Source organism: Thermodesulfovibrio sp. (assembly GCF_049969575.1).
Classification (GTDB): Bacteria; Nitrospirota; Thermodesulfovibrionia; order Thermodesulfovibrionales; family Thermodesulfovibrionaceae; genus Thermodesulfovibrio; species Thermodesulfovibrio obliviosus.
This window is the reverse complement of record NZ_JBMFOO010000015.1, coordinates 1-19,097: the sequence shown is the minus strand read 5'-3', so window position 1 is coordinate 19,097 and position 19,097 is coordinate 1. Positions and strand designations below refer to the sequence as shown.

At 34.9% G+C, this 19,097-nt stretch carries 21 protein-coding genes and 1 rRNA gene; 8 read left to right on the top strand and 14 right to left on the bottom strand.

All coding sequences use genetic code 11. From position 1 onward, the window contains the following. Positions 1–17: 17 nt before the first annotated feature. From ACP5O9_RS04855 to ACP5O9_RS04815, 9 genes are all read right to left on the bottom strand, one after another. Entirely contained in the window at positions 18–1,163 is a 1,146-nt protein-coding gene (locus ACP5O9_RS04855; protein ID WP_353686638.1) for an iron-containing alcohol dehydrogenase, read from the bottom strand. After that, on the bottom strand, positions 1,150–2,010 hold the full coding sequence (lipA, locus tag ACP5O9_RS04850; protein ID WP_428723537.1) for a lipoyl synthase: 861 nt from the start codon (positions 2,008–2,010) through the stop codon (positions 1,150–1,152). Before lipA ends, ACP5O9_RS04855 begins: the two co-directional genes overlap by 14 nt. 44 nt (positions 2,011–2,054) lie before the next feature. After that, positions 2,055–2,258, bottom strand: a complete 204-nt coding sequence (locus ACP5O9_RS04845) for a cold-shock protein (protein WP_353683323.1) — start codon at positions 2,256–2,258, stop codon at positions 2,055–2,057. A gap of 181 nt (positions 2,259–2,439) precedes the next feature. Further along, positions 2,440–2,556 (bottom strand): 5S ribosomal RNA (gene rrf, locus ACP5O9_RS04840). A 46-nt stretch (positions 2,557–2,602) separates the two neighbouring features. After that, the gene (locus tag ACP5O9_RS04835; protein ID WP_353686636.1) at positions 2,603–4,705 is read right to left on the bottom strand and encodes an FtsK/SpoIIIE family DNA translocase; all 2,103 of its coding nucleotides are present in this window, start codon (positions 4,703–4,705) and stop codon (positions 2,603–2,605) included. Then, complete coding sequence (locus ACP5O9_RS04830) at positions 4,705–5,478, bottom strand: undecaprenyl-diphosphate phosphatase (protein ID WP_428723536.1); 774 nt, start codon at positions 5,476–5,478, stop codon at positions 4,705–4,707. Before ACP5O9_RS04830 ends, ACP5O9_RS04835 begins: the two co-directional genes overlap by 1 nt. 26 nt (positions 5,479–5,504) lie before the next feature. Further along, the gene (gene rlmB / locus ACP5O9_RS04825; RefSeq protein WP_424904812.1) at positions 5,505–6,254 is read right to left on the bottom strand and encodes a 23S rRNA (guanosine(2251)-2'-O)-methyltransferase RlmB; all 750 of its coding nucleotides are present in this window, start codon (positions 6,252–6,254) and stop codon (positions 5,505–5,507) included. Continuing rightward, positions 6,236–7,696 (bottom strand): cysteine--tRNA ligase, encoded by a 1,461-nt coding sequence (gene cysS, locus ACP5O9_RS04820; protein WP_428723535.1) that lies wholly within the window; start codon positions 7,694–7,696, stop codon positions 6,236–6,238. The genes rlmB and cysS overlap by 19 nt, the downstream gene beginning before the upstream one ends. A 39-nt stretch (positions 7,697–7,735) precedes the next feature. Then, a complete protein-coding gene (locus ACP5O9_RS04815; RefSeq protein WP_428723534.1) occupies positions 7,736–9,532 on the bottom strand; it encodes an ASKHA domain-containing protein in 1,797 nt (598 codons plus the stop codon). Between the two features lie 16 nt (positions 9,533–9,548). On the opposite strand from ACP5O9_RS04815, the gene ACP5O9_RS04810 reads away from it, so the two are divergent. Further along, positions 9,549–10,391 (top strand): glycosyltransferase family 9 protein, encoded by an 843-nt coding sequence (locus tag ACP5O9_RS04810; RefSeq protein ID WP_353686631.1) that lies wholly within the window; start codon positions 9,549–9,551, stop codon positions 10,389–10,391. Here ACP5O9_RS04810 and ACP5O9_RS04805 read toward each other — a convergent pair. Beyond that, a complete protein-coding gene (locus ACP5O9_RS04805) occupies positions 10,323–11,018 on the bottom strand; it encodes a SapC family protein (RefSeq protein WP_353686630.1) in 696 nt (231 codons plus the stop codon). The two genes, ACP5O9_RS04810 and ACP5O9_RS04805, sit on opposite strands and share 69 nt — an antisense overlap. Positions 11,019–11,197: 179 nt before the next feature. On the opposite strand from ACP5O9_RS04805, the gene ACP5O9_RS04800 reads away from it, so the two are divergent. Both ACP5O9_RS04800 and hisD read left to right on the top strand, forming a co-directional pair. Continuing rightward, positions 11,198–12,295 carry a 3-methyl-2-oxobutanoate dehydrogenase subunit VorB gene (locus ACP5O9_RS04800; RefSeq protein ID WP_353686629.1) on the top strand — a complete coding sequence of 366 codons (1,098 nt, stop codon included), beginning with the start codon at positions 11,198–11,200 and terminating at the stop codon, positions 12,293–12,295. Next, positions 12,271–13,563 (top strand): histidinol dehydrogenase, encoded by a 1,293-nt coding sequence (hisD, locus tag ACP5O9_RS04795; protein ID WP_428723533.1) that lies wholly within the window; start codon positions 12,271–12,273, stop codon positions 13,561–13,563. Before ACP5O9_RS04800 ends, hisD begins: the two co-directional genes overlap by 25 nt. On the opposite strand, the gene ACP5O9_RS04790 is transcribed toward hisD, so the two are convergent. Together ACP5O9_RS04790 and cutA are read right to left on the bottom strand one after the other, a co-directional pair. Continuing rightward, positions 13,552–13,857, bottom strand: a complete 306-nt coding sequence (locus ACP5O9_RS04790) for a hypothetical protein (protein WP_353686627.1) — start codon at positions 13,855–13,857, stop codon at positions 13,552–13,554. The genes hisD and ACP5O9_RS04790 overlap by 12 nt on opposite strands. Beyond that, a complete protein-coding gene (gene cutA / locus ACP5O9_RS04785) occupies positions 13,854–14,168 on the bottom strand; it encodes a divalent-cation tolerance protein CutA (protein ID WP_428723532.1) in 315 nt (104 codons plus the stop codon). Before cutA ends, ACP5O9_RS04790 begins: the two co-directional genes overlap by 4 nt. Positions 14,169–14,232: 64 nt before the next feature. On the opposite strand from cutA, the gene ACP5O9_RS04780 reads away from it, so the two are divergent. The 3 genes from ACP5O9_RS04780 to ACP5O9_RS04770 are packed head-to-tail and all read left to right on the top strand — an operon-like array spanning position 14,233 to position 15,814. Then, complete coding sequence (locus tag ACP5O9_RS04780) at positions 14,233–14,520, top strand: GYD domain-containing protein (RefSeq protein ID WP_353686625.1); 288 nt, start codon at positions 14,233–14,235, stop codon at positions 14,518–14,520. Between the two features lies 1 nt (position 14,521). Continuing rightward, positions 14,522–15,415 (top strand): KaiC domain-containing protein, encoded by an 894-nt coding sequence (locus tag ACP5O9_RS04775; protein ID WP_353686624.1) that lies wholly within the window; start codon positions 14,522–14,524, stop codon positions 15,413–15,415. A 3-nt stretch (positions 15,416–15,418) separates the two neighbouring features. Then, entirely contained in the window at positions 15,419–15,814 is a 396-nt protein-coding gene (locus tag ACP5O9_RS04770; protein WP_353686623.1) for a hypothetical protein, read from the top strand. On the opposite strand, the gene ACP5O9_RS04765 is transcribed toward ACP5O9_RS04770, so the two are convergent. Further along, positions 15,778–16,944, bottom strand: a complete 1,167-nt coding sequence (locus tag ACP5O9_RS04765; RefSeq protein WP_428723531.1) for a small ribosomal subunit Rsm22 family protein — start codon at positions 16,942–16,944, stop codon at positions 15,778–15,780. The genes ACP5O9_RS04770 and ACP5O9_RS04765 overlap by 37 nt on opposite strands. Positions 16,945–17,004: 60 nt before the next feature. After that, positions 17,005–17,277: an HU family DNA-binding protein gene (locus ACP5O9_RS04760; protein WP_353686621.1), complete on the bottom strand. Its 273-nt coding sequence runs from the start codon at positions 17,275–17,277 to the stop codon at positions 17,005–17,007. 95 nt (positions 17,278–17,372) lie between these two features. On the opposite strand from ACP5O9_RS04760, the gene ACP5O9_RS04755 reads away from it, so the two are divergent. Both ACP5O9_RS04755 and ACP5O9_RS04750 read left to right on the top strand, forming a co-directional pair. Beyond that, on the top strand, positions 17,373–18,515 hold the full coding sequence (locus ACP5O9_RS04755) for a metallophosphoesterase family protein (protein WP_428723530.1): 1,143 nt from the start codon (positions 17,373–17,375) through the stop codon (positions 18,513–18,515). Further along, positions 18,508–19,097, top strand: a 590-nt coding sequence (locus ACP5O9_RS04750) for a hypothetical protein (RefSeq protein ID WP_428723529.1), incomplete at its 3' end; no start/stop codon positions are given. The genes ACP5O9_RS04755 and ACP5O9_RS04750, both read left to right, overlap by 8 nt.

Below are 19,097 nucleotides of genomic sequence, written 5' to 3'. Positions count from 1 at the left end.
ATCCCTCCATTTTTTATTTAATCATTTGCATTTTTTATTATTTCTGTCAATGTCTCTTTTGTGTAACCTATCTGCCATACATGAGCGATGTTGTAAGCATTATCAACAATTTTTGAGATCTCAAAATCCTTGACTCCAGCAGCTTTCAAACTGACAGGTGCACCAATTTTTTTAAACCATGCCTTAAGCTCTGAAATTCCGTCATCAGCTGTTTCTTTATTAAATATTTCTTTTGCAAATCTTTTAAACTGTGCAGGATTTTTATCCTTATACCACTTCATCCATGCTGGAATAATGATGCTAAGACAGGCACCGTGTGGAAGATCATAAAGAGCACCTAATGCATGAGCAATCATGTGATTGGGAAAACTTCCTCCTCTTATCCCCAATTTTGCAAGTCCATTCAAAGCCAGAGTTGCAGCCCACATAAACTCTGCACGGGCATTGTAGTTGTCAGGCTCTTTAAGAATGCTCTCTGTAGTATCCATAACTGTTTTAATTAATCCTTCAATAAATCTATTTTGAATCATCGGGCAGTAAGAACCACTGAAATAGTACTCTACTGTATGGGCAATAGCATCTACTGCTGCATATGCCTGATATTGTGCAGAAACACTGAAGGTTAATTCAGGATTAAGTATAGAAACCTTAGGGAATATATATTTTGAGGAGATTGATAGTTTCTCCTGAGTTTCTTCATTTGTGATTACAGCATTTTCATTCATCTCACTTCCTGTTGCAGCCAGAGTTAAAATTGTATAAACAGGCAAAGCAGATTTTATCTCATCCTGCCTTTTAAAAAACCTCCATACATCTTTTTCACTTTTAGCTCCTACTGCAATTGTCTTTCCTTCATCAATAACAGAACCACCTCCCACTGCAAGTATGGCATTTACTTTTTCTGCTTTGGCTTTTTCAATTCCTTGTTTTGTATGACTGAGCACAGGATTTGGCTTTACTCCGCTGTGTTCAATAAATTCAATATCATTGTCTTTTAATGCCTTGAGGACTCTCTCATAAAGTCCTATTTTCTTTATTGACTCTTTACCATAAACAAATAATACCTTTTTAACTCCGTCTTTTTTAAGAATCTCACCAATTTTATTCTCTGTGCCTCTGCCAAAAACTATTCTTGTTGGATTAAAAAATTCAAAGTTTTCCATATTCTCCCACCTTTACTGCTTTATAGGCTTCATAAGCTCTTGTAGAGCTTCTTATTAACGGGTTGCTTAAAACAACTTTAATGCCTTCTTTTAAAGCAAAATCAGCAATTTCATCAAATACTTCTACTTTTTTATATTCTACTACAGGCAGAGCTTTTTTTGAAGGCTGAAGATACTGTCCCACTGTAATAATGTCGCAACCTGCATTTTTTAAATCTTTTATTGTCTGAAATATTTCACTCATACTTTCGCCAAATCCAATCATGAATCCTGATTTTGTAATTAATTCTGGATTAAAATTTTTTGCAGATTCAAGAACTTTTAATGAACGGCTATAACAACCAACTCTTACATATCCATAAAGGGATTGCACTGTTTCAATATTATGGGCAAAAACTGAAATATCAGAATCCAAAACCTTTTTGATGGATTTTATGTCTGCCTGAAAATCTGGAACAAGAACTTCTACCAAAGTATCTGGATTTATTTCTTTAATTTCTTTCACAGTTTTTGCAAAATGAGATGCTCCACCATCTTTTAGGTCATCTCTTGTTGGGGAAGTTATGACAACGTATTTCAGGGAAAGCTCTTTAACTGCTCTGGCAATTCTTAAAGGCTCCTCAGAATCAATTTTTTCAGGAATTCCTTTCTCTGCATTACAGAATTTACATCCTCTTGTGCATACATTGCCAAGAATCATAAAAGTAACAATTGACTCTTTATAACAAATACTTCTGTTGGGACATCTTAAAGTTTCACATACAGTGTTTAATCTGCGATTTTTTAAAAAATTCTGCGTTTTTTTAATTTCTTTAAGCTGGCTTTTAACCCATTCTGGAAGAGGCATAGGAAAGTTTATAGAAGGGACCTCGTATGAGGTCCCTCGGGTTGTCAGATTTTTTCTACATTAACTGCTTTAGGTCCACGATCTCCTTCAACAACATCAAATCTCACTCTGTCACCCTGTTTCAGAGTCTTAAATCCATCACCCTTAATTGAGGTGTAATGGACAAAGACATCCTGTCCGCCGTCCTGCTGAATAAACCCGAATCCCTTTGACTCGTTAAACCACTTAACACGTCCTTCAAAAGCCATACTTCTTAAAACCTCCTTTTAATTCTCCCACCAATGGCAGGTGCTAAAAGCTTGCAAAATGCAAAGCTAATCTTTTATAACATGCTACATCATAAAAAGTAAAGTAAAATTTTTCTATGCTGTTTTAATAGGAATTTATAAAGGTAGATTTTTACAGAAAGGTTTTGTATAAATAAAAAATGCCTGGCAGCGACCTACTTTCCCATGACCTCGCGGTCATAGTATCATCGGCCCTGGAGGGCTTAACTTCCGTGTTCGGAATGGGAACGGGTGTTTCCCCTCCGGTATAGCCACCAGACAATTTTTATAATAGCACAACTTCTTCAGAAAATGCAAGTTAAATTTTATCCCAAAAATTTTCTCGGTTTACCAGCACCCTGAGGCGGACCTACAAGTCCGTCTTCTTCAAGTAAATCCATTATTCTTGCTGCACGGTTATAGCCTATTTTGAATTTTCGCTGAATAAGAGAAATTGAAATCTCTCCAGCCTGGCGAGCATATTCAATAACTTCTTGATAAAGTTCGTCCCTGTTTGTTTCCTCTGTCTTGCCATTTTCCTTTTTGTCTTGAGGAATCTGAATTGATTCAAAAAGGGAGTAATCCGGGTTACCTTGACTGCGAAGATATTCAGTAACTGCTTTTACTTCTTCCTCACTTACATAAGCACCATGAACCCTGATTATCTTCACACCTGAAACCATAAAAAGCATGTCACCCCTTCCAAGAAGCTTCTCTGCCCCTTGTGTATCAAGTATTGTTCTGGAATCTACCCTGGATGTAACCTGAAAGGCAATTCTTGCAGGAAAGTTTGCTTTTATTATGCCTGTTATTACATCAACACTTGGTCTCTGGGTTGCAACAACAAGATGTATTCCTGATGCTCTTGCCATTTGAGCAATGCGGGTTACAGCCTGTTCAACCTCTGTTGGTGCTGTAAACATAAGGTCTGCAAATTCATCAATAAATACAACAAGATATGGAACTTTTTCATCTTCTTGCACTGATTGATTAAAACTTTCTATGTTTCTGAAGCCTCTTGATGCAAAAAGTTTGTATCTACGCTCCATTTCAACAATAACTTTCTTTAATGCCTCTGATGCTTCTTTTGGGTCTGTAATTACAGGTGACATTAAATGGGGAATATTTTCATAAACTGAAAGTTCCAGAAGTTTTGGATCAATGAGCAAAAGCCTCACATCATGAGGAGTTGCCTTATAAAGAAGACTGAGTATCATTGTATTGAGACAAACACTTTTACCAGAACCTGTCGCACCCGCAACCAAAAGATGAGGCATCTTTGCAAGATCTGTTATAACAGGATTCCCATATATATCTTTCCCAAGTGCAAGAGTAAGATAGGATAATGAGTTCTGAAACTTTTCAGAGGCGATAATTTCACCAAGTCTTACAATATGCCGCTTTTTATTTGGAACTTCAATGCCTATTGCTGACCTTCCAGGAATTGGGTATATTCTTATGCTCTGAGCTTTCAGAGAAAGAGCAAGCTCGTCACTAAGGGTAATTATTCTGCTCAGCTTTATTCCACTTGCTGGCTCAAACTCATACATTGTCACAACAGGACCTGGATGAACTTCTTTTATGCTGCCATGAATGCCGAATTCTGCAAATCTTGCCTCAATGCTACGGGCAGATGCTATTATTTCATCCTTTGAAATACTCTCATCTGTTTTTTCAACCTTGAGTAAAGAAAGTGGTGGAATAAGAAAACCTTTTTTTTCTGTTTCAACTCTTTGTTCTTTTTCAATTTGTTTTGTTTTTGAAATTTTAACATCCTTTATTGGTTCTTCAGATTTTGATACCTTAACCACCTTTATTTCTTTTTCAGATATTTCTTTCTCAGAAGTAGATTTTTCAGAAGCTTCCATTTTCTTTCTTCTTATTATTTCAGGTTTAAGCAAAATAACTGATGCAATAAATACAGAACTCCATAAAATATAAGTTCCAGCGAGCGATAAAAAAGCTTCACTCCCATGAAAAGCTATCCATGAAACTCCAGTGGGAAGCTTTTTATAAGTTTCAATAATTTTTCTTAAAGGTTCAAGCATAACAGACAAAGAAAATAAAAGAGTTAAAATATATGGCATTTTTCTAAAAGCAATAGGTTTGCCATTAAATCTTTTTATCCCTAAAAAAAGAAGCAAAAGGGGGATTAAAAATCCTCCAACTCCAAATATGCTTAATAAAAAATCAGCCAAATAAGAACCCACTACTCCTCCACAGTTTACAGGCTTTGATTTTGTATAAGTTAGAAAAGAGAGATCCAGAAAACTATAGCTAAAAAGACATACAGAAACATAAACTGCTAAGGCTACGAGTAAAACTGATTTAACTATATCAGAAGCAGATAAAGTGTGAGAATTTGCACCTCTTTCAATTTCTCGAACGGGAATAAATTTTTTAGATTTTTTATATATCTTTTTCTGCATTAGCTTCTAAGAAAATATAACAAAAAAATCACTCCTGCTAAAATCCATCGATAGTATATAAAAAGATTCAGAGGGTATTTTCTGAGGAAGCTGAGAAGAAATTTAATTGCAATAATCCCTGTTATGGCTGCTGAGATAATTCCCACAATAAAAAGTGAATAATCATGGGAATAATTTAATTTTAATGATTTATGAAAATCAAGGAATGCAGCACCTGCAATCGCAGGAGTTGACAACAAAAAAGAAAATTTAGCAGCATAATCTCTTGTCAGGCCTCTTAATAATCCTGCAGTAATTGTGATTCCTGAGCGCGATACTCCAGGAATTAAAGCTATTGCCTGAGCTAAACCAATAACTATTGCATCAAAAAGTGTTACAAAGCTTCGCTGTCTTTTCCCTATTTTTTCTGCATAAAGCATTAAAAAGCCAACAGCTACAAGAGTAAAAACAATTACTAAGGGATTTCTTAAGGAAGTTTCTATCAAATCATGAAAAGCCACACCAGCTATACCAGCAGGGATGGTTCCAATTATCAAAAACCCGAGCATTCTTGTATCTTTAAAGAGAATTTCAATCCAGTCTTTCCAAAAGCAGTAAATAAGTGAAATTAAAGTACCCAAATGAACAGCAATATCAAAGCTTAAAGAGTTCAATTCACCACTCCATCCAAAAATCCATGGCGTAATTACAAGATGGGCGGTACTGCTAATTGGCAAAAACTCTGTAATTCCCTGAATCACTCCAAGAATAATTGCTTTAATAATTTCATCCACAGCTTCCTCCTTATTTTATTTTTGATTCAATCAATTATTTTACTTCTCTGTCTTAATACTTCAAAAGCAAGCAGGCTCGTAGCAACTGATACATTCAATGAGTTTACTTTACCTTTCATCGGGATTTTTACCACTTCATCACATAAAGAAAGCACTGTCTGCCTTATTCCTTTTCCTTCAGAACCAACCACTAAAGCCATTGGTTGAGTAAAATCGCTCTTCCAATAAAGCTTTTCTGCCTTTGCCTCAGCTCCGTAGATTTTAATGTTATGCTCTTTTAAAGCCCTTATCGCATATTTGATGTTGTTGACCTGCACAAGATTGACATGCCAAAGAGCTCCAGCTGAGGCTTTCCATGCAGAAGGAACCAATCCTGCAGAGCGTCTTTCCTGATAAATTATTGCATGAACTCCTGCTGCATCAGCAACTCTGCATATGCTTCCAAAATTCTGGGGATCTTCAATTAAATCAAGAATCAAGAAAAAGGCAGGTTCATTTTTATGTGATGCAATATTTAAAGCATCATCAAGCGTTATTGTTTCCTTTGGTTTTATCTTTGCAACTACTCCCTGATGAACTCCCTGTGAAATCTTTTCAATAAATGCTTCATCAACAATTTTCACAGGAATTGAATTTTTCTCAGCAAGTTCAATGATTTCTTTAAGTTTTGGAATCCTTTTTTTTGCTATGAATACCTCTTTTAAAGCCTGTGGAACTTTAAAAGCCTCAACAACAGGATTTACACCATAAATATACATTAAATTTTTACTTTCCATACTGTTCTATCTGGTTTGTCTTCGAGAATAATTCCCTTTGAAAGAAGTTGTTGCCTGATGCTATCAGCCCTCTGCCAATCTTTGTTCTTTCTTGCCTGAAATCTTTCTTCTATGAGCATATTAATTTCCTCTTCTGTAATCTCAATTTTCTTAATTTTAAGCAAATCCCTGTGCCACTGAATTGGCTCCCTCTGAAATAAATTTAAGACACTGCCGAGTTCTCTGATGATTTTTTTTGAATTAAAAAGCAGGTTTATTTCTTCTTTACCGGAAGGTCTTTTATCCATGAACCGATTCAGCTCTTTAATGAATTCAAATATTACTGCCAGCGCCCTTGCAGTATTGAAGTCTTCATCCATTGCTCTTTCAAAATCTGGTTTAAGATTTTCAAAGTCTGACTTAATTTTTTCAAAATTTGAGCTGTTTCTGACATTTGGCTCAATTTTTTCAAAATCATCAATTCTCATTATTGTGCTATAAACTCTATCAAGGGTTGCTTCAGCCTCTTTTACATACTCATGGGTAAACTCTATGGGACTGCGATAATGACTTGAAAGAAGAAAAAGCCTCAAAGCCTCAGCATCATAGATTTCAAGCAAATCCCTGATATTTAAAACATTTCCGAGAGATTTTGACATCTTTTCTTTATTTATCGTTACAAATCCGTTGTGAATCCAGTATTTTGCGAATGTTTTTCCTGTATATGCCTCTGATTGAGCGATTTCATTTTCATGGTGGGGAAATATTAAATCCGCACCGCCACCGTGAATATCAAGGGTTTCACCAAGATACTTTATTGACATGGCAGAGCACTCAATGTGCCATCCAGGTCTTCCTTTACCCCAGGGTGAATCCCACCAGGGTTCTCCAGGCTTTGATGCCTTCCATAAGGCAAAATCAAGAGGACTCTTTTTTCTTTCATCCACCTCAACTCTGACACCGCTCATAAGCTCATCAATCTTTTTCTTTGAAAGCTTTCCATATTGAGGAAACTTTTCTACGGAAAAATAAACACTCTTTGCATCACCTTCATCTACTGTATAGGCATATCCTTTTTCAATTAACTTTTGAATTATCTCTATCATCTCTTTTATATGTTCTGTTGCCTTTGGCTCTACATCAGCTCTTGCTATTCCAAGATGATCCATGTCTTTGTAATACTCTTCTGTATACTTTTCAGCAATCTCCTTCCATGATACACCTTCTTTATTGGCTCTATTTATAATTTTGTCGTCAATGTCTGTAAAATTTCGCACAAATTTAACTTCATAGCCTTTGTATCTAAGATATTTCACTATCACATCAAAAACAACAGCACTTCTTGCATGACCAATGTGACAGAGGTCATAAACAGTAACTCCACAGGCATAAATGCCCACTTTTTTGTCATTCAAAGGTTCAAATTCCTCCAGCCTGTTGGTCAATGTATTGAAAACTCTCATCCTATCCTCCAAAGTTGATTTATGCTTATTTTAACTTAATTATTTAAATCTTTCCCAATCTGTATGTGGCAGGAAGAGCGCAGAAATATATTCATCCATGAATTTTTTAGAACGGGAAAGATCAATGTATGTCATTTTTTGAGCAACTTCATTTGCTGCTTTCCATAACTCTTTGCTTAAGAGACATAAAACAGCACCTGTTAAGGATGTGTTACCTAAAAAAATAAACCTTTCTTCTGGAAGATTCGGTAACATCCCTATTTTAATAGCCTTTTTCACATCTAAAAACTCACCAAATCCTCCTGCTATGTAAACTTTTTTTAATTCTTTTTCACTTATCCCCATTTCTTCAAGAAGTGTTGAAACACCTGCATAGATAGCAGCCTTTGCCCTGATAATATTGTCAATGTCTGATTGAGTTATGTAACAGTCAGATGAAATAATGAATCTTGAATCATCGCGTGAGAGTTGACTGAAGACAATGTGTCTGGATCTATCAGGAAGAAGTTTGCCTTTCTGATCAATGACTCCATTACTGAAAAGTTCGGAGACAATATCTATCATTCCACTTCCGCATATTCCTTGTGGTTTTACATTGCCTATAACTTTAATTTCAAAACTGTCACTTTCTCTATGATATTTAAAAGACTCCACAGCTCCCTGAGTTGCTCGCATTCCACAGCTTATTCCACTTCCTTCAAAGCATGGTCCTGCAGAGGTTGATGCAGTAACAAGAAACTCTCTGTTTCCAATAACAATTTCACCATTTGTTCCTATGTCAATGAATAATGAGAGCTCTTCATTGTTGTAAAGCCCGGATGCCAGAACTCCCGAAACAATGTCTCCTCCTACATAACCGGCAACAGAGGGAAAAGTGTAAACAGGTATTTGTGCCTCCAGCAAAAGCCGAGCATCAGAAGCTCTCCACACAGGGTAATAGTTTAAAGCAGGAGTGTAAGGCTCCTGTCTTATATACTTTGGATTAATTCCCCAGAAAAGATGACACATTGTAGTGTTGCCAGATAGAATAACACAGTAAATTTTGCCATCTTCATGCCTTAGTAAAACTGTATTGACAAGAGCATTGATATCATCAACAATGCATTTTCTTAAAACATTAAGTCCATGAGGATTTTCCTCTGCAAAGACAATTCTTGTAATTACATCATCTCCGTAATTAATCTGAGAGTTGTAACAGGTTGCCACATCAAGAATCCTGCCTTTTTCCAGATCAATCAGCGCCATTGCCACAGTTGTGGTTCCTATATCAATGGCTACTGCATAGAGTCTTTTTGAAAGAAAATCAATAATTTCATCCTCTGATAATACTAAAGTTATATTCCACTGATTTTGTCTTAAAAAATCTGAAAGCTCTGCTGCAAGTTTTCGTGATATTGATAAAGTTCTACAAGCTGCGATTTTTAAATTTTCAAAATCCGCCAGAGCCTCCCGGGGGTCTATTTTTAAATGAAGTTTCTCAACAAGGGGACTTAAAAGAGATGGCTGAGTTTTAAAAATATTTTCAATAAGTTCTGCTTTTGCAAGAGCTATTCTTTCAGAGACTGTAATTAACTGAGCAGGCAATTCAATTTGAAGATCGCTTTTTGGAAAACTCTGGCAAGCAAGAACAAAACCTTCTGCTTTTTCATACTCTGATATTCCGAAAAATGAGTCTGATTTTACCTTACCTTCTAAGATTCTAATCTTACATCTTCCACAATTTCCCCTGCCTCCGCAAGATGTAGGAACATATATTCCATGTTTTTGTAAAATCTGAAGAAGTGTTTCTTTATTAGCTTCAAAAATTTCTCCACGATTTGTTCTAATTTTATACATGATTTAAAATTATATCATGAAAGCTCTTGTTTATCGCATGGCAGGCTTAGGAGACAGTATCCTTGTTTATCCACTTCTTGAAATTCTGGTAAAAAAGGGATATGAAGTGACTGTGTGGGGAAATACGGAATATTTTAATCTCGCTAAAGAAGCAGGCTTTTGCAAAAAAACAATATTTTATGAGCCAAAAGAGAAGTTTGATTTAAATATAATTTTTTCACAAAACAGGGATATTTTACATAGCAATAACTCAATTTATATCAATCCAATTCCAGGAGAGCAGCTCTGGATTGTTGATTATTACTTAAAAAAACTTGGATTTCAGAATGAAACTTTTTCAAAGGTTCTTACACTGCCTTTTTCAGAAATAAAACATGATAATTTTTGCATCATTCATCCTGGAAGTGGTTCAAAAAAGAAAAATCCTGATTTAATTTTTTTCTATAAGCTGGAAAAAATTTTAAAAGACTACGGATTTGAGACTCTTTATTTACTTGGACCAGCTGAATCTGAGCTGGTAAAAAACTTTAAAAACTCAGTTTATGCAGAGCATCCTGTTGAAATAGCAAAAATTCTTCTAAAAGCAGATTTTTATATTGGGCTTGACAGTGGAGTAAGCCACTTAAGCAGCTATCTTGGAGTTCCTTCAATTGTTATTTTTGGTCCAACAGATCCTGAAGTCTGGCATCCTATCGGTGCAAATCTTACAGTAATTCGTTATGAAAGCTGTAAACCCTGTTTTCCAGATGTATGTAAAGAAAGAAAATGTCTGGAAACAGAATTTTTAATCTCAGAACTCTGCAAATATATCAAAAAGCTTGAAATTTCTAAGACTCAGATAATGAGCATGAAGAATTAAAAGATAACCCTTTGAATTGACAGTATAAAGCTTTTCAGGCTGGAGCTTGGAAAGATATTCAATGTTTGCCATTAGTGTATTGTGAAACTGCATTTTACCGAGTTTTGTATCAACTTCAAGATTTAAAGGTTTTAAGTATCCGCCTTCAAATAACTCTTTTGAACACTCCTCTGCATCATGAAAATCTCTTGCAAGTTCTGTAAGTCCCTGTTTTATTGTGAAAAAAAATTCAGTTTCATTTCCTTCATCGTCAAACAATCTTTGTCCATCTTCAGATGCATAAATTTCATCAAAAATAATTGTATATTCATCTACTTCTTTGAAAACTCCAAAAGGATAGTGCTTGCAAACATTTGGAACAGTGTCAACCTTCCATTCTCCGTTTTCTTTTAAAAATATATTTTTACCGTTAATTCCTGTAACAGCAAAGGGGAAAACAACTCCTTCCTGAAGACCGAACATAACTGGATAATACATTGTAGCAGATAAAATTTCAGAGTAAGTAAGAGGAACAATCTCAACATTCTTCATGAATGAGTAGTTTTCTGGCATTTTTACTTTTAAATTTCTATGAATACTGCTGTCAAGGGCAACAGCTCTATTAAAAGCCTTCATAATTGCCTTCATTTTAGCCTCCTGATAGGAAAGTTTATAAATTATATCATACAATTCAAAAAATATTGACAGTAAATTTTGTAGATGATATAGTAATTATATTCAGTAAATCATGAAAGATGCACTGTTTCTTCATTCCGAGGGTGGCATTCCATCTGAGGAATTTATTGAAAATATATAGGAGGCTTTTCATGAATAAAATCTTAATGAAAGGAAATGAAGCTGTTGCAGAAGCTGCAATTCAGGCAGGATTAAAATTTTATGCAGGATACCCTATAACACCTCAAAATGAAATCCCTGAATACTTATCAAAAAAGCTGCCAGAGGCAGGAGGGGTATTTATTCAGGCAGAAAGTGAAATCGCTGCAATAAACATGATTTACGGTGCCAGTGCATGTGGAGTTAGAGTAATGACTTCATCAAGCTCTCCAGGAATAAGTCTTAAGCAGGAAGCAATATCATATCTTGCAGGTGCTGAGTTGCCAGCAGTTATTGTAAACATGATGCGAGGGGGACCAGGGCTTGGAAATATATCAGGAAGTCAGGCTGACTACTTTCAAGCAGTAAAAGGGGGAGGACATGGAGATTATCGTTTGCTTGTATATGCTCCCTTCAGTGTTCAGGAGATGTGGGATTATACAATACTTGCCTTTGAAAAGGCAGACGAATGGAGAAATCCAGTAATGATTCTTGGAGACGGAGTAATTGCCCAGATGATGGAGCCCGTTGTTCAGAGATTTCCAGAATTAAAAACTTTTGATAAATCCTCCTGGGCTTTAACTGGAGCAAAAGGAAGACCATCCCGTTTCATAAGAACTCTTTTTATGGGAGAAGGAGAGCTTGAAAAACGCAACTGGAAGCTACAGGAAAAATATCAACAGTGGAAAGAAAAGGAAGTCAGATATGAGACCTACTTTATTGAGGATGCAGAGGTTGTTATTGTAGCCTTCGGTTCTGCCGCACGAATCTCAATTTCAGCAATAAAAAGGCTCAGAAGGGAAGGAATTAAAATAGGACTTTTAAGACCAATCACACTCTTTCCATTTCCTGAAGAGCCAATAAGACAGCTTGCTCAGGAAATTGAAAAATTCATTGTTGTTGAATTCAATGCAGGACAGATGGTTGAAGATGTAAGGCTTGCTGTAAATGGCATGGCTGAAGTTTATTTATATGGAAGACCCGGTGGAAGTATAGTAACAGCAGAAGATATCTATGAGGCTATAGTTAGAGATACAGTTACTGAAAAGCAGGTTGGATTGGGTTTATGCTTACGATCAAAGATAAAATAGAGCTTGAAAGGTTTATAAAAAAACTCCGTAAAAGGTCAACATCTGAGCCTGAAATTGAAGAAAATGTTAAAAAAATCCTCAATGAAGTTAAGAAAAAAAGAGATAAAGCCCTAATTAAATATACAAAGTTGTTTGACAGACACAACCTTCCTCTTAAAATTGAACCTGATGAAATCAAAAAAAAGGCAGATAATGTCTCAAAGGAAGTCATTGATGCACTCAGGTTTGCTTCAGAAAGAATCCGTAAGTTTCATGAACATCAACTTGAAAACTCCTGGCAGTATGAAGAGGAAGATATTACCCTTGGACAGCTAATAAGACCTATTGAGCGTTTAGGAGCGTATGTTCCAGGAGGCAAAGCTTCATATCCGTCAACGGTTCTCATGAATATTATTCCTGCTCAGGTTGCAGGAGTAAGGGAGATTGCAATATGTGTTCCCACGCCTCATGGAGAACTAAATTCAACAGTATGTGCTGCTTTACATCTTCTCGGAATAAAGGAAGTCTACAGAATTGGAGGAGCACAGGCAATAGGAGCAATGGCTTATGGAACTGAGACAGTAAAAAAGGTTGATAAAATCGTAGGACCGGGAAATATTTATGTGGCAACAGCTAAAAAGCTTGTTTTCGGTGAAGTGGACATAGACATGATTGCAGGACCGAGTGAAATTCTTATTATTGCTGACAGCTCAGCAATCCCAGCCTTTGTAGCTGCTGATATGCTCAGTCAGGCTGAACACGATGAGATGGCATGTAGCATTCTTGTCACAAATTCTGAAAAGCTTTCAGAGGCAGTAAAAAAGGAAATATCAGTACAGCTTAAATCTTTACCAAAGGCATCAATAGCTAAAAAATCTCTTAAAAACTTCGGAGCCATTATAATTGTTAAATCTTTGAATGAAGCATGTGATGTTGCCAATGAGATTGCACCGGAACATCTTGAGATTATGACAGAAAATCCTGAAAAACTGTTACCCCTTTTAAAAAACGCTGGAGCGATATTCTTAGGGCAATGGACTCCTGAGCCCATTGGAGACTATGTGGCAGGACCAAATCATACTCTTCCAACATCTGGAACTGCAAGATTTTTCTCTCCCTTAGGAGTTTATGATTTTTTAAAAAGAAGTTCTCTTATAAAGGTTGGCAAAAAAGGATTTAATAAACTTGCTTCATATGTTGAGGTGCTTGCAAGCCTTGAGGGACTGCAAGCACATGCAAATACAGTGAGAGTAAGAAAAACTACACTTCCTCCTTTTTCAGAAATTTAAATAATAAAGGAGTCTGCTAATTATCAGATATCCTCCACAGGGTATCTGGCTTTTATTGACAAAGAAATCACATCCATCTTCTCTAAAATCGCATTTATCACAGAGGAAGGATAAACCCTGAACTGGTACTGCCTCATTATTTAAATGAAATATCTCAATAATTCCATCTAACTCACGAGAGGTAATATATTGCTTGAGATAAAAATATCCTCCGCATAATTCAGTTTCTTTGCCAGGTTTATAGTAGTTGCAAAATTTCTTACAGATCAAAGAAGTATAAGCTTCCTCTTTCATTTTGTAACCTCACTAAGCCAGTTTAAATAGCTTTCACTGCCTTTTTTAATTTTTAATCCTATAATCTCGGGCACTGTATAGGAATGAAGTGATTTTACTCTTTTTTCAAGCTCTTCAAACAACTCAGAGCGTGTTTTAACTATCATCAGAACTTCTGGCTCATCCTCAATTTTGTCCTGCCAGGAATAAATGGAACGAATATTTTTTATGATATTTACGCAACCTGCAAGTTTTTCTTCAACAAGAGTTTTTGCTATTTTTATTGCTTCCTCTTCATTAGGTGCTGTTATGAAAATCACCATGTAATCCATAATTTAATTATAAAAAATTTACTAAAAAAATTGGTATAATTTAAAAAAATAATGGAGGTGTATTATGCCTTACTATGTTATTTTAAGCACTCTTACAGATGAAGGAAGAGAGACTTTAAAGGAAAGGCCTGAAAGAATTACTGAAGTCAACAAGGAGATTGAAAAAATGGGAGTCAGGCTAATTGCGCAGTATGCTGTTCTTGGACCCTATGATTTTGTAAACATTATTGAGGCTCCAGATAATATCACAGTGATGAAAATGTCTGTTGAACTTGGTTCAAGAGGCACAGTTCAACTCATGACAATGCCTGCCATTACAGTGGAAGAGTTGATTAAAAATTTGAAGACATAAAATGAAAAAGGAAACTGAAATTACAGAAACATTAAAAGAACAGAAAGAATATCCTGAGCCTGTTAAGAAGGCTATATTTACAGCTAAACAGGCACTTGAAAAAGCTCCAGAAATAGAAGGAGTCTCAACAGGAATTGAAGGGCTTGACAAGCTTTTTTATATAGTTACACTAAAAGATGGTAAGCTTATTAATCAGCCTCTTGGAGGAATTCCAGCCTACTCTGTTTTTAATATTACAGGAGTTTCAGACACAGGAAAATCATTAATGGTTGAACAATTTGCTGTAGAACAGGCAAGAAAGGGATATAAAGTAGCCTTTATAACTGTTGAGGCTCCTGCAAACTTTCTTGTTGCTGGGCTTAGGCTCAGAGCGCAGGCAATGGGATATAATTTTGAGAAATTTGAAGACAACATAATTTTGATTGATGCTGCTTCCTATGGAAGCTTAAGGGAAAATATTCCTGAACTTCTTTCCACTCTCGCCTATGTAATTCAGAACTATAAAGTTAAATTTACAGTGATTGATTCTGTTACAGGGCTTTTTGAAAATAAAGAAATGCTTGCAAGAGTTGTGGTAAGGCAAATTTTCAATTTTTTAAAAAAATGGTATCAAACAGCACTCCTTGTATCACAAAAAAGAAGCGGACACGAAGAACTTACTGCAGAGGCTGCAGGAGGATATGCTGTAGGACACATTGTTGATGGAACAATGGTTTTAGCTAAAGAACTGGTTGATTCTGCATACAAAATGAAACTTTATAAAAAAGAAATCGGTGATATTGTAAGACTTTTTAGAATTGATGGTTGTAGACTTTCAGGTCATGATACAAAAACGCATTTTCTTGAAATAACAGAAACAGGACTTGTAAAAATCCTTGAACCTATTGGGAGGTAAAAAATGGTTATTGAAGTCAAGCCTCAAAAAGATGAATCTTCTGATGTTGAGGAGATTACACAAAAAGTTTTTTTCAAAACAATTGAGCTTCTTGGTGGAATTAGAAAACTTGCTGAATACAGAAGTCTTACATGGCTTCCTGCTTTAGCAAGGGCTTCTTATGCAGTTGTGCTTAAAGAAAAATTTTTAAAAAGCGAGGAAGAAATAGCGAGCATAGTAGGAATTACAAAAAATACAGTAAGAATGATACTTCGCTCAGACCCTGAGATAGCATTAAAGAAGATTAAAGAATTAGAAGAAGCTTCAGGTGAAAATAAAAAGGAACTTAAAGTTCATACTGCAGGAGCGATTGCCCGTCTTGCCTACAAGGAAATAAAAGATACAATTTCAGGACAGTAAAAAATTTCTATTTTAGAATTTTTAGGAATGCGGACTTTTTTTTCTGAGACTTCAATAAACTCAGAAAAAGAAAAATAGCAGCCTTTTTTAATTTTCAGCCAGCAATCATCTTCTATATAGTCTCTTTTTAATCTCTCAATATCAACAAGTCTTCCATCCCAGCATCCCCATAATCTGCTTTTTCCTTTTTCATTGAGAAGATGGGAAGTGTTTTTTATAACCATCTCATGTTCTGGAAAAGTATCTTTTATGTTTATCCCATCTTTTCTTAAAATTACATAGCTAAATTTAAGATAATTTACCTGCAGTCCCACTGCGCTTAAAAACGAGAGATATTCTGGAGGAATCCATCTCCTTTCTTCATAACACCAGTTGTTTGCTTTAAGAGCAGAACATGCAAGATTATTCAGACAAGGGCTGTAAGGATAAAGTTTAAGCTCATCAATCAGGCTATCTCTGAGTCTATGAAGCCTCATAGAACTTCTTTTAGTTGCTGGTTCAATAATAATTAGAGTAAAATTTTCATTACGATAAATAAAATACTTTATGAATTTTATAAAGTCCTCCTGGCTTATTCCTTGTTTATCGAATAGTTCTCCCATAGAATTTGAAAAAATCATTATGTCAGGTTTTAATTCTTTCAATTCAACATAAGTTTTTACATCTGATGCATCAGCTTTTAAAAATTCATAATTTACTGACAAATTATATGGTTTAAATCTCTCAATCATTTCCTTTGCAAAATTCATAGCCTGATCTTCTAATTCAACACCTTCATATCTGATATAGCCTGCTGAAATTATTCCTTGCTCAAATAGCTTAAAAACTGGCAGAACTGCTGGACAGGGACCACAACCAATGTCAACTATTTTTAAATCTTTTTTATGAGAAATTGAAGGATGCCTGAAAAGCTCCTTAAGAATTCCATATACTTTTGACAAATTTACAGGGAAAAAATAGGCAAGATACCCTTTTAAAATATCCTGATTTTTCATGTAATCTATAGGTCTTTTAAAATCTGAAAAAGTAAAAAGCTCAGAAGCTTTTAGAATTAAATTTTTTAATTGCTGTTTCGGAGGAATTTTTTCTCTGAAGATATGTTTTAAAAAAAACTCAGACCAATCCTTCACTTTTAAAAAGTATTTAAGGGGGAAGATTTTCTCCTCCCCCCTAAAATAAATTTTCAAAGATTACTTTACTGCTTCTTTCAAAGATTTTCCTGCTGTAAATTTAGGAACTTTTGTTGCAGGAATCTTAATTTCCTGTCCAGTTCTTGGATTTCTTCCCTTTCTTGCCTTTCTCTTTGAAACATAGAAGCTGCCAAAACCTACTAATGTAACCTTGTCGCCTTTTTTGAGAGCTTCTTTAATCGCATCAATTGTAGCATCCAGTGCCTTCGCTGCCTCAGCCTTTGTAAGCTCTGCCTTCCCTGCAATTTTGCTTACTAATTCTGCCTTTGTCATAACTACTTACCTCCTTTTTATTGATAAATTAAGGATTTGATGTAAACAATACCAAATTTTTCATATAATGTCAAGTATTTTTTTATAATAAAAGAATGAAATTTAATTTTTTACAAATTTCTGACCTTCATTTAGGTTTAAAAATCAAGGGAATAGATAGACTTAACTATTGTAAACAAGCTCTTTTAAAAGCATTTAAAATCATTAAAGAAAAGCAGCTTGATGCCATGATAGTGGCAGGAGATTTTTTTGAAAATGATAAAATTTACAGGGAAGATATAGAGTTTTTAAACGAAGTTTTTGAATTAATCTATCCAAAACCTGTTATTATTTCACCTGGAAATCATGATTTTTTAGCACCTAATTGTCCATATGATGAAAAACTTCTTAATATACTCAGATTTAAAGGATGGCAAGAAAATGTGAAAATATTTAAAAAGCCCAAATTTTCATTTTTCAGCTCTGATAATGTTAATATTTATGGCAAGCCCTGTCTCAATAGACAGGCAAGAGCTTTTGATAAATCTATAAATATTAATCCAGCAAAAATTAATATAGCAGTTATTCACGCATCAAGAATTAACTTTAATCCTGAAGGCAAAGAAATCTGGCATCCCTTTGAAGACAGTGATATTTTAAAATCAGGCTTTGATTACATTGCTTTAGGACATTATCATAATTACTCGGAAATCTATGATGACTCAGGAATAAAGGCAGCCTATTCAGGAAGTATGGTGCCAACTTCAATCTATGAATATGGTAAAAGGGGTGGACTGATTGTTGAAATTGTAAAAGACAGTGGTAAAACAAAAATTGAAACAGAATTTGTAGGGTTAAGTGATTTTTCCATCAAAAAAATTGAGATTTCAGCCTCTCAAAATATTGAAAAAGTCAAAAATATAATATCTACTGAAATCACAGAGAGTGATGCTCCTCAGGATACCCTTTTTATTTTAAAAATCAAAGGCATGGGAGATTTAAATATTAGCTATTTAAAAGAACTTTTTTCTGAACATAAAATTTTATTTGATATTTCTGAATTCACAAAATTTGATATTGAGAGATTTGAGAGATTAAAGGAAATCTCACCAGAAACAACGATTGGACTCTTTATTAATGAAATGCTCAAAATGAGAGAAGTGGCAAAGGATGAGGAAAAACAAATTATTGAAGATGCTTTAATATACGGACTTGATGCTTTTGCCGGGAAAACATTAATACCAAAATTTTATGATTAAAATAAAAAGAGTATTCATAGAAAATGTAGGAATATACAGGCTAAGGGAATTTATTTTTGAACATCCCTGCTGTATTATTTTTGACAAAAATGAAGCTGGCAAATCCCTTCTTGCAAACTCTATGCTTGAAGCCCTATATCCTCTAAAAGGCTCTCATCTTTTACACAATGGCACCATTAAGATAGAGATTGAATCGGAAAATGATTTCTATCAGATTATAAGAAATTACGATGGATATAAAATATTTAAGAATGGAAATCCAGTAAAAATTGAGACCAAAAATAAAGGAAGAATTATAAGAAAATTACCAGGAGAGATTATTTTTAATCTATCACGGGAAATTTTTATCAATACTTCTTTTTTAACTCAAAAGGCAGGAATAAATACAAAGGAGCTTTATTCAATTACATCTTTTTTAGAGAGAGCTATTGATACAGGTTTTCAGGATACTTCAGCATCAGTAGCTTTAGCCAAAATAAAAGAGGCACTTCATGAAAGCATTCATACGGGCATACTCTTTCCTTTTGCTACAAAGGGCAAGCTGGATACAGCAATAAAAATATGGAGAGAAGAAATTGCTAA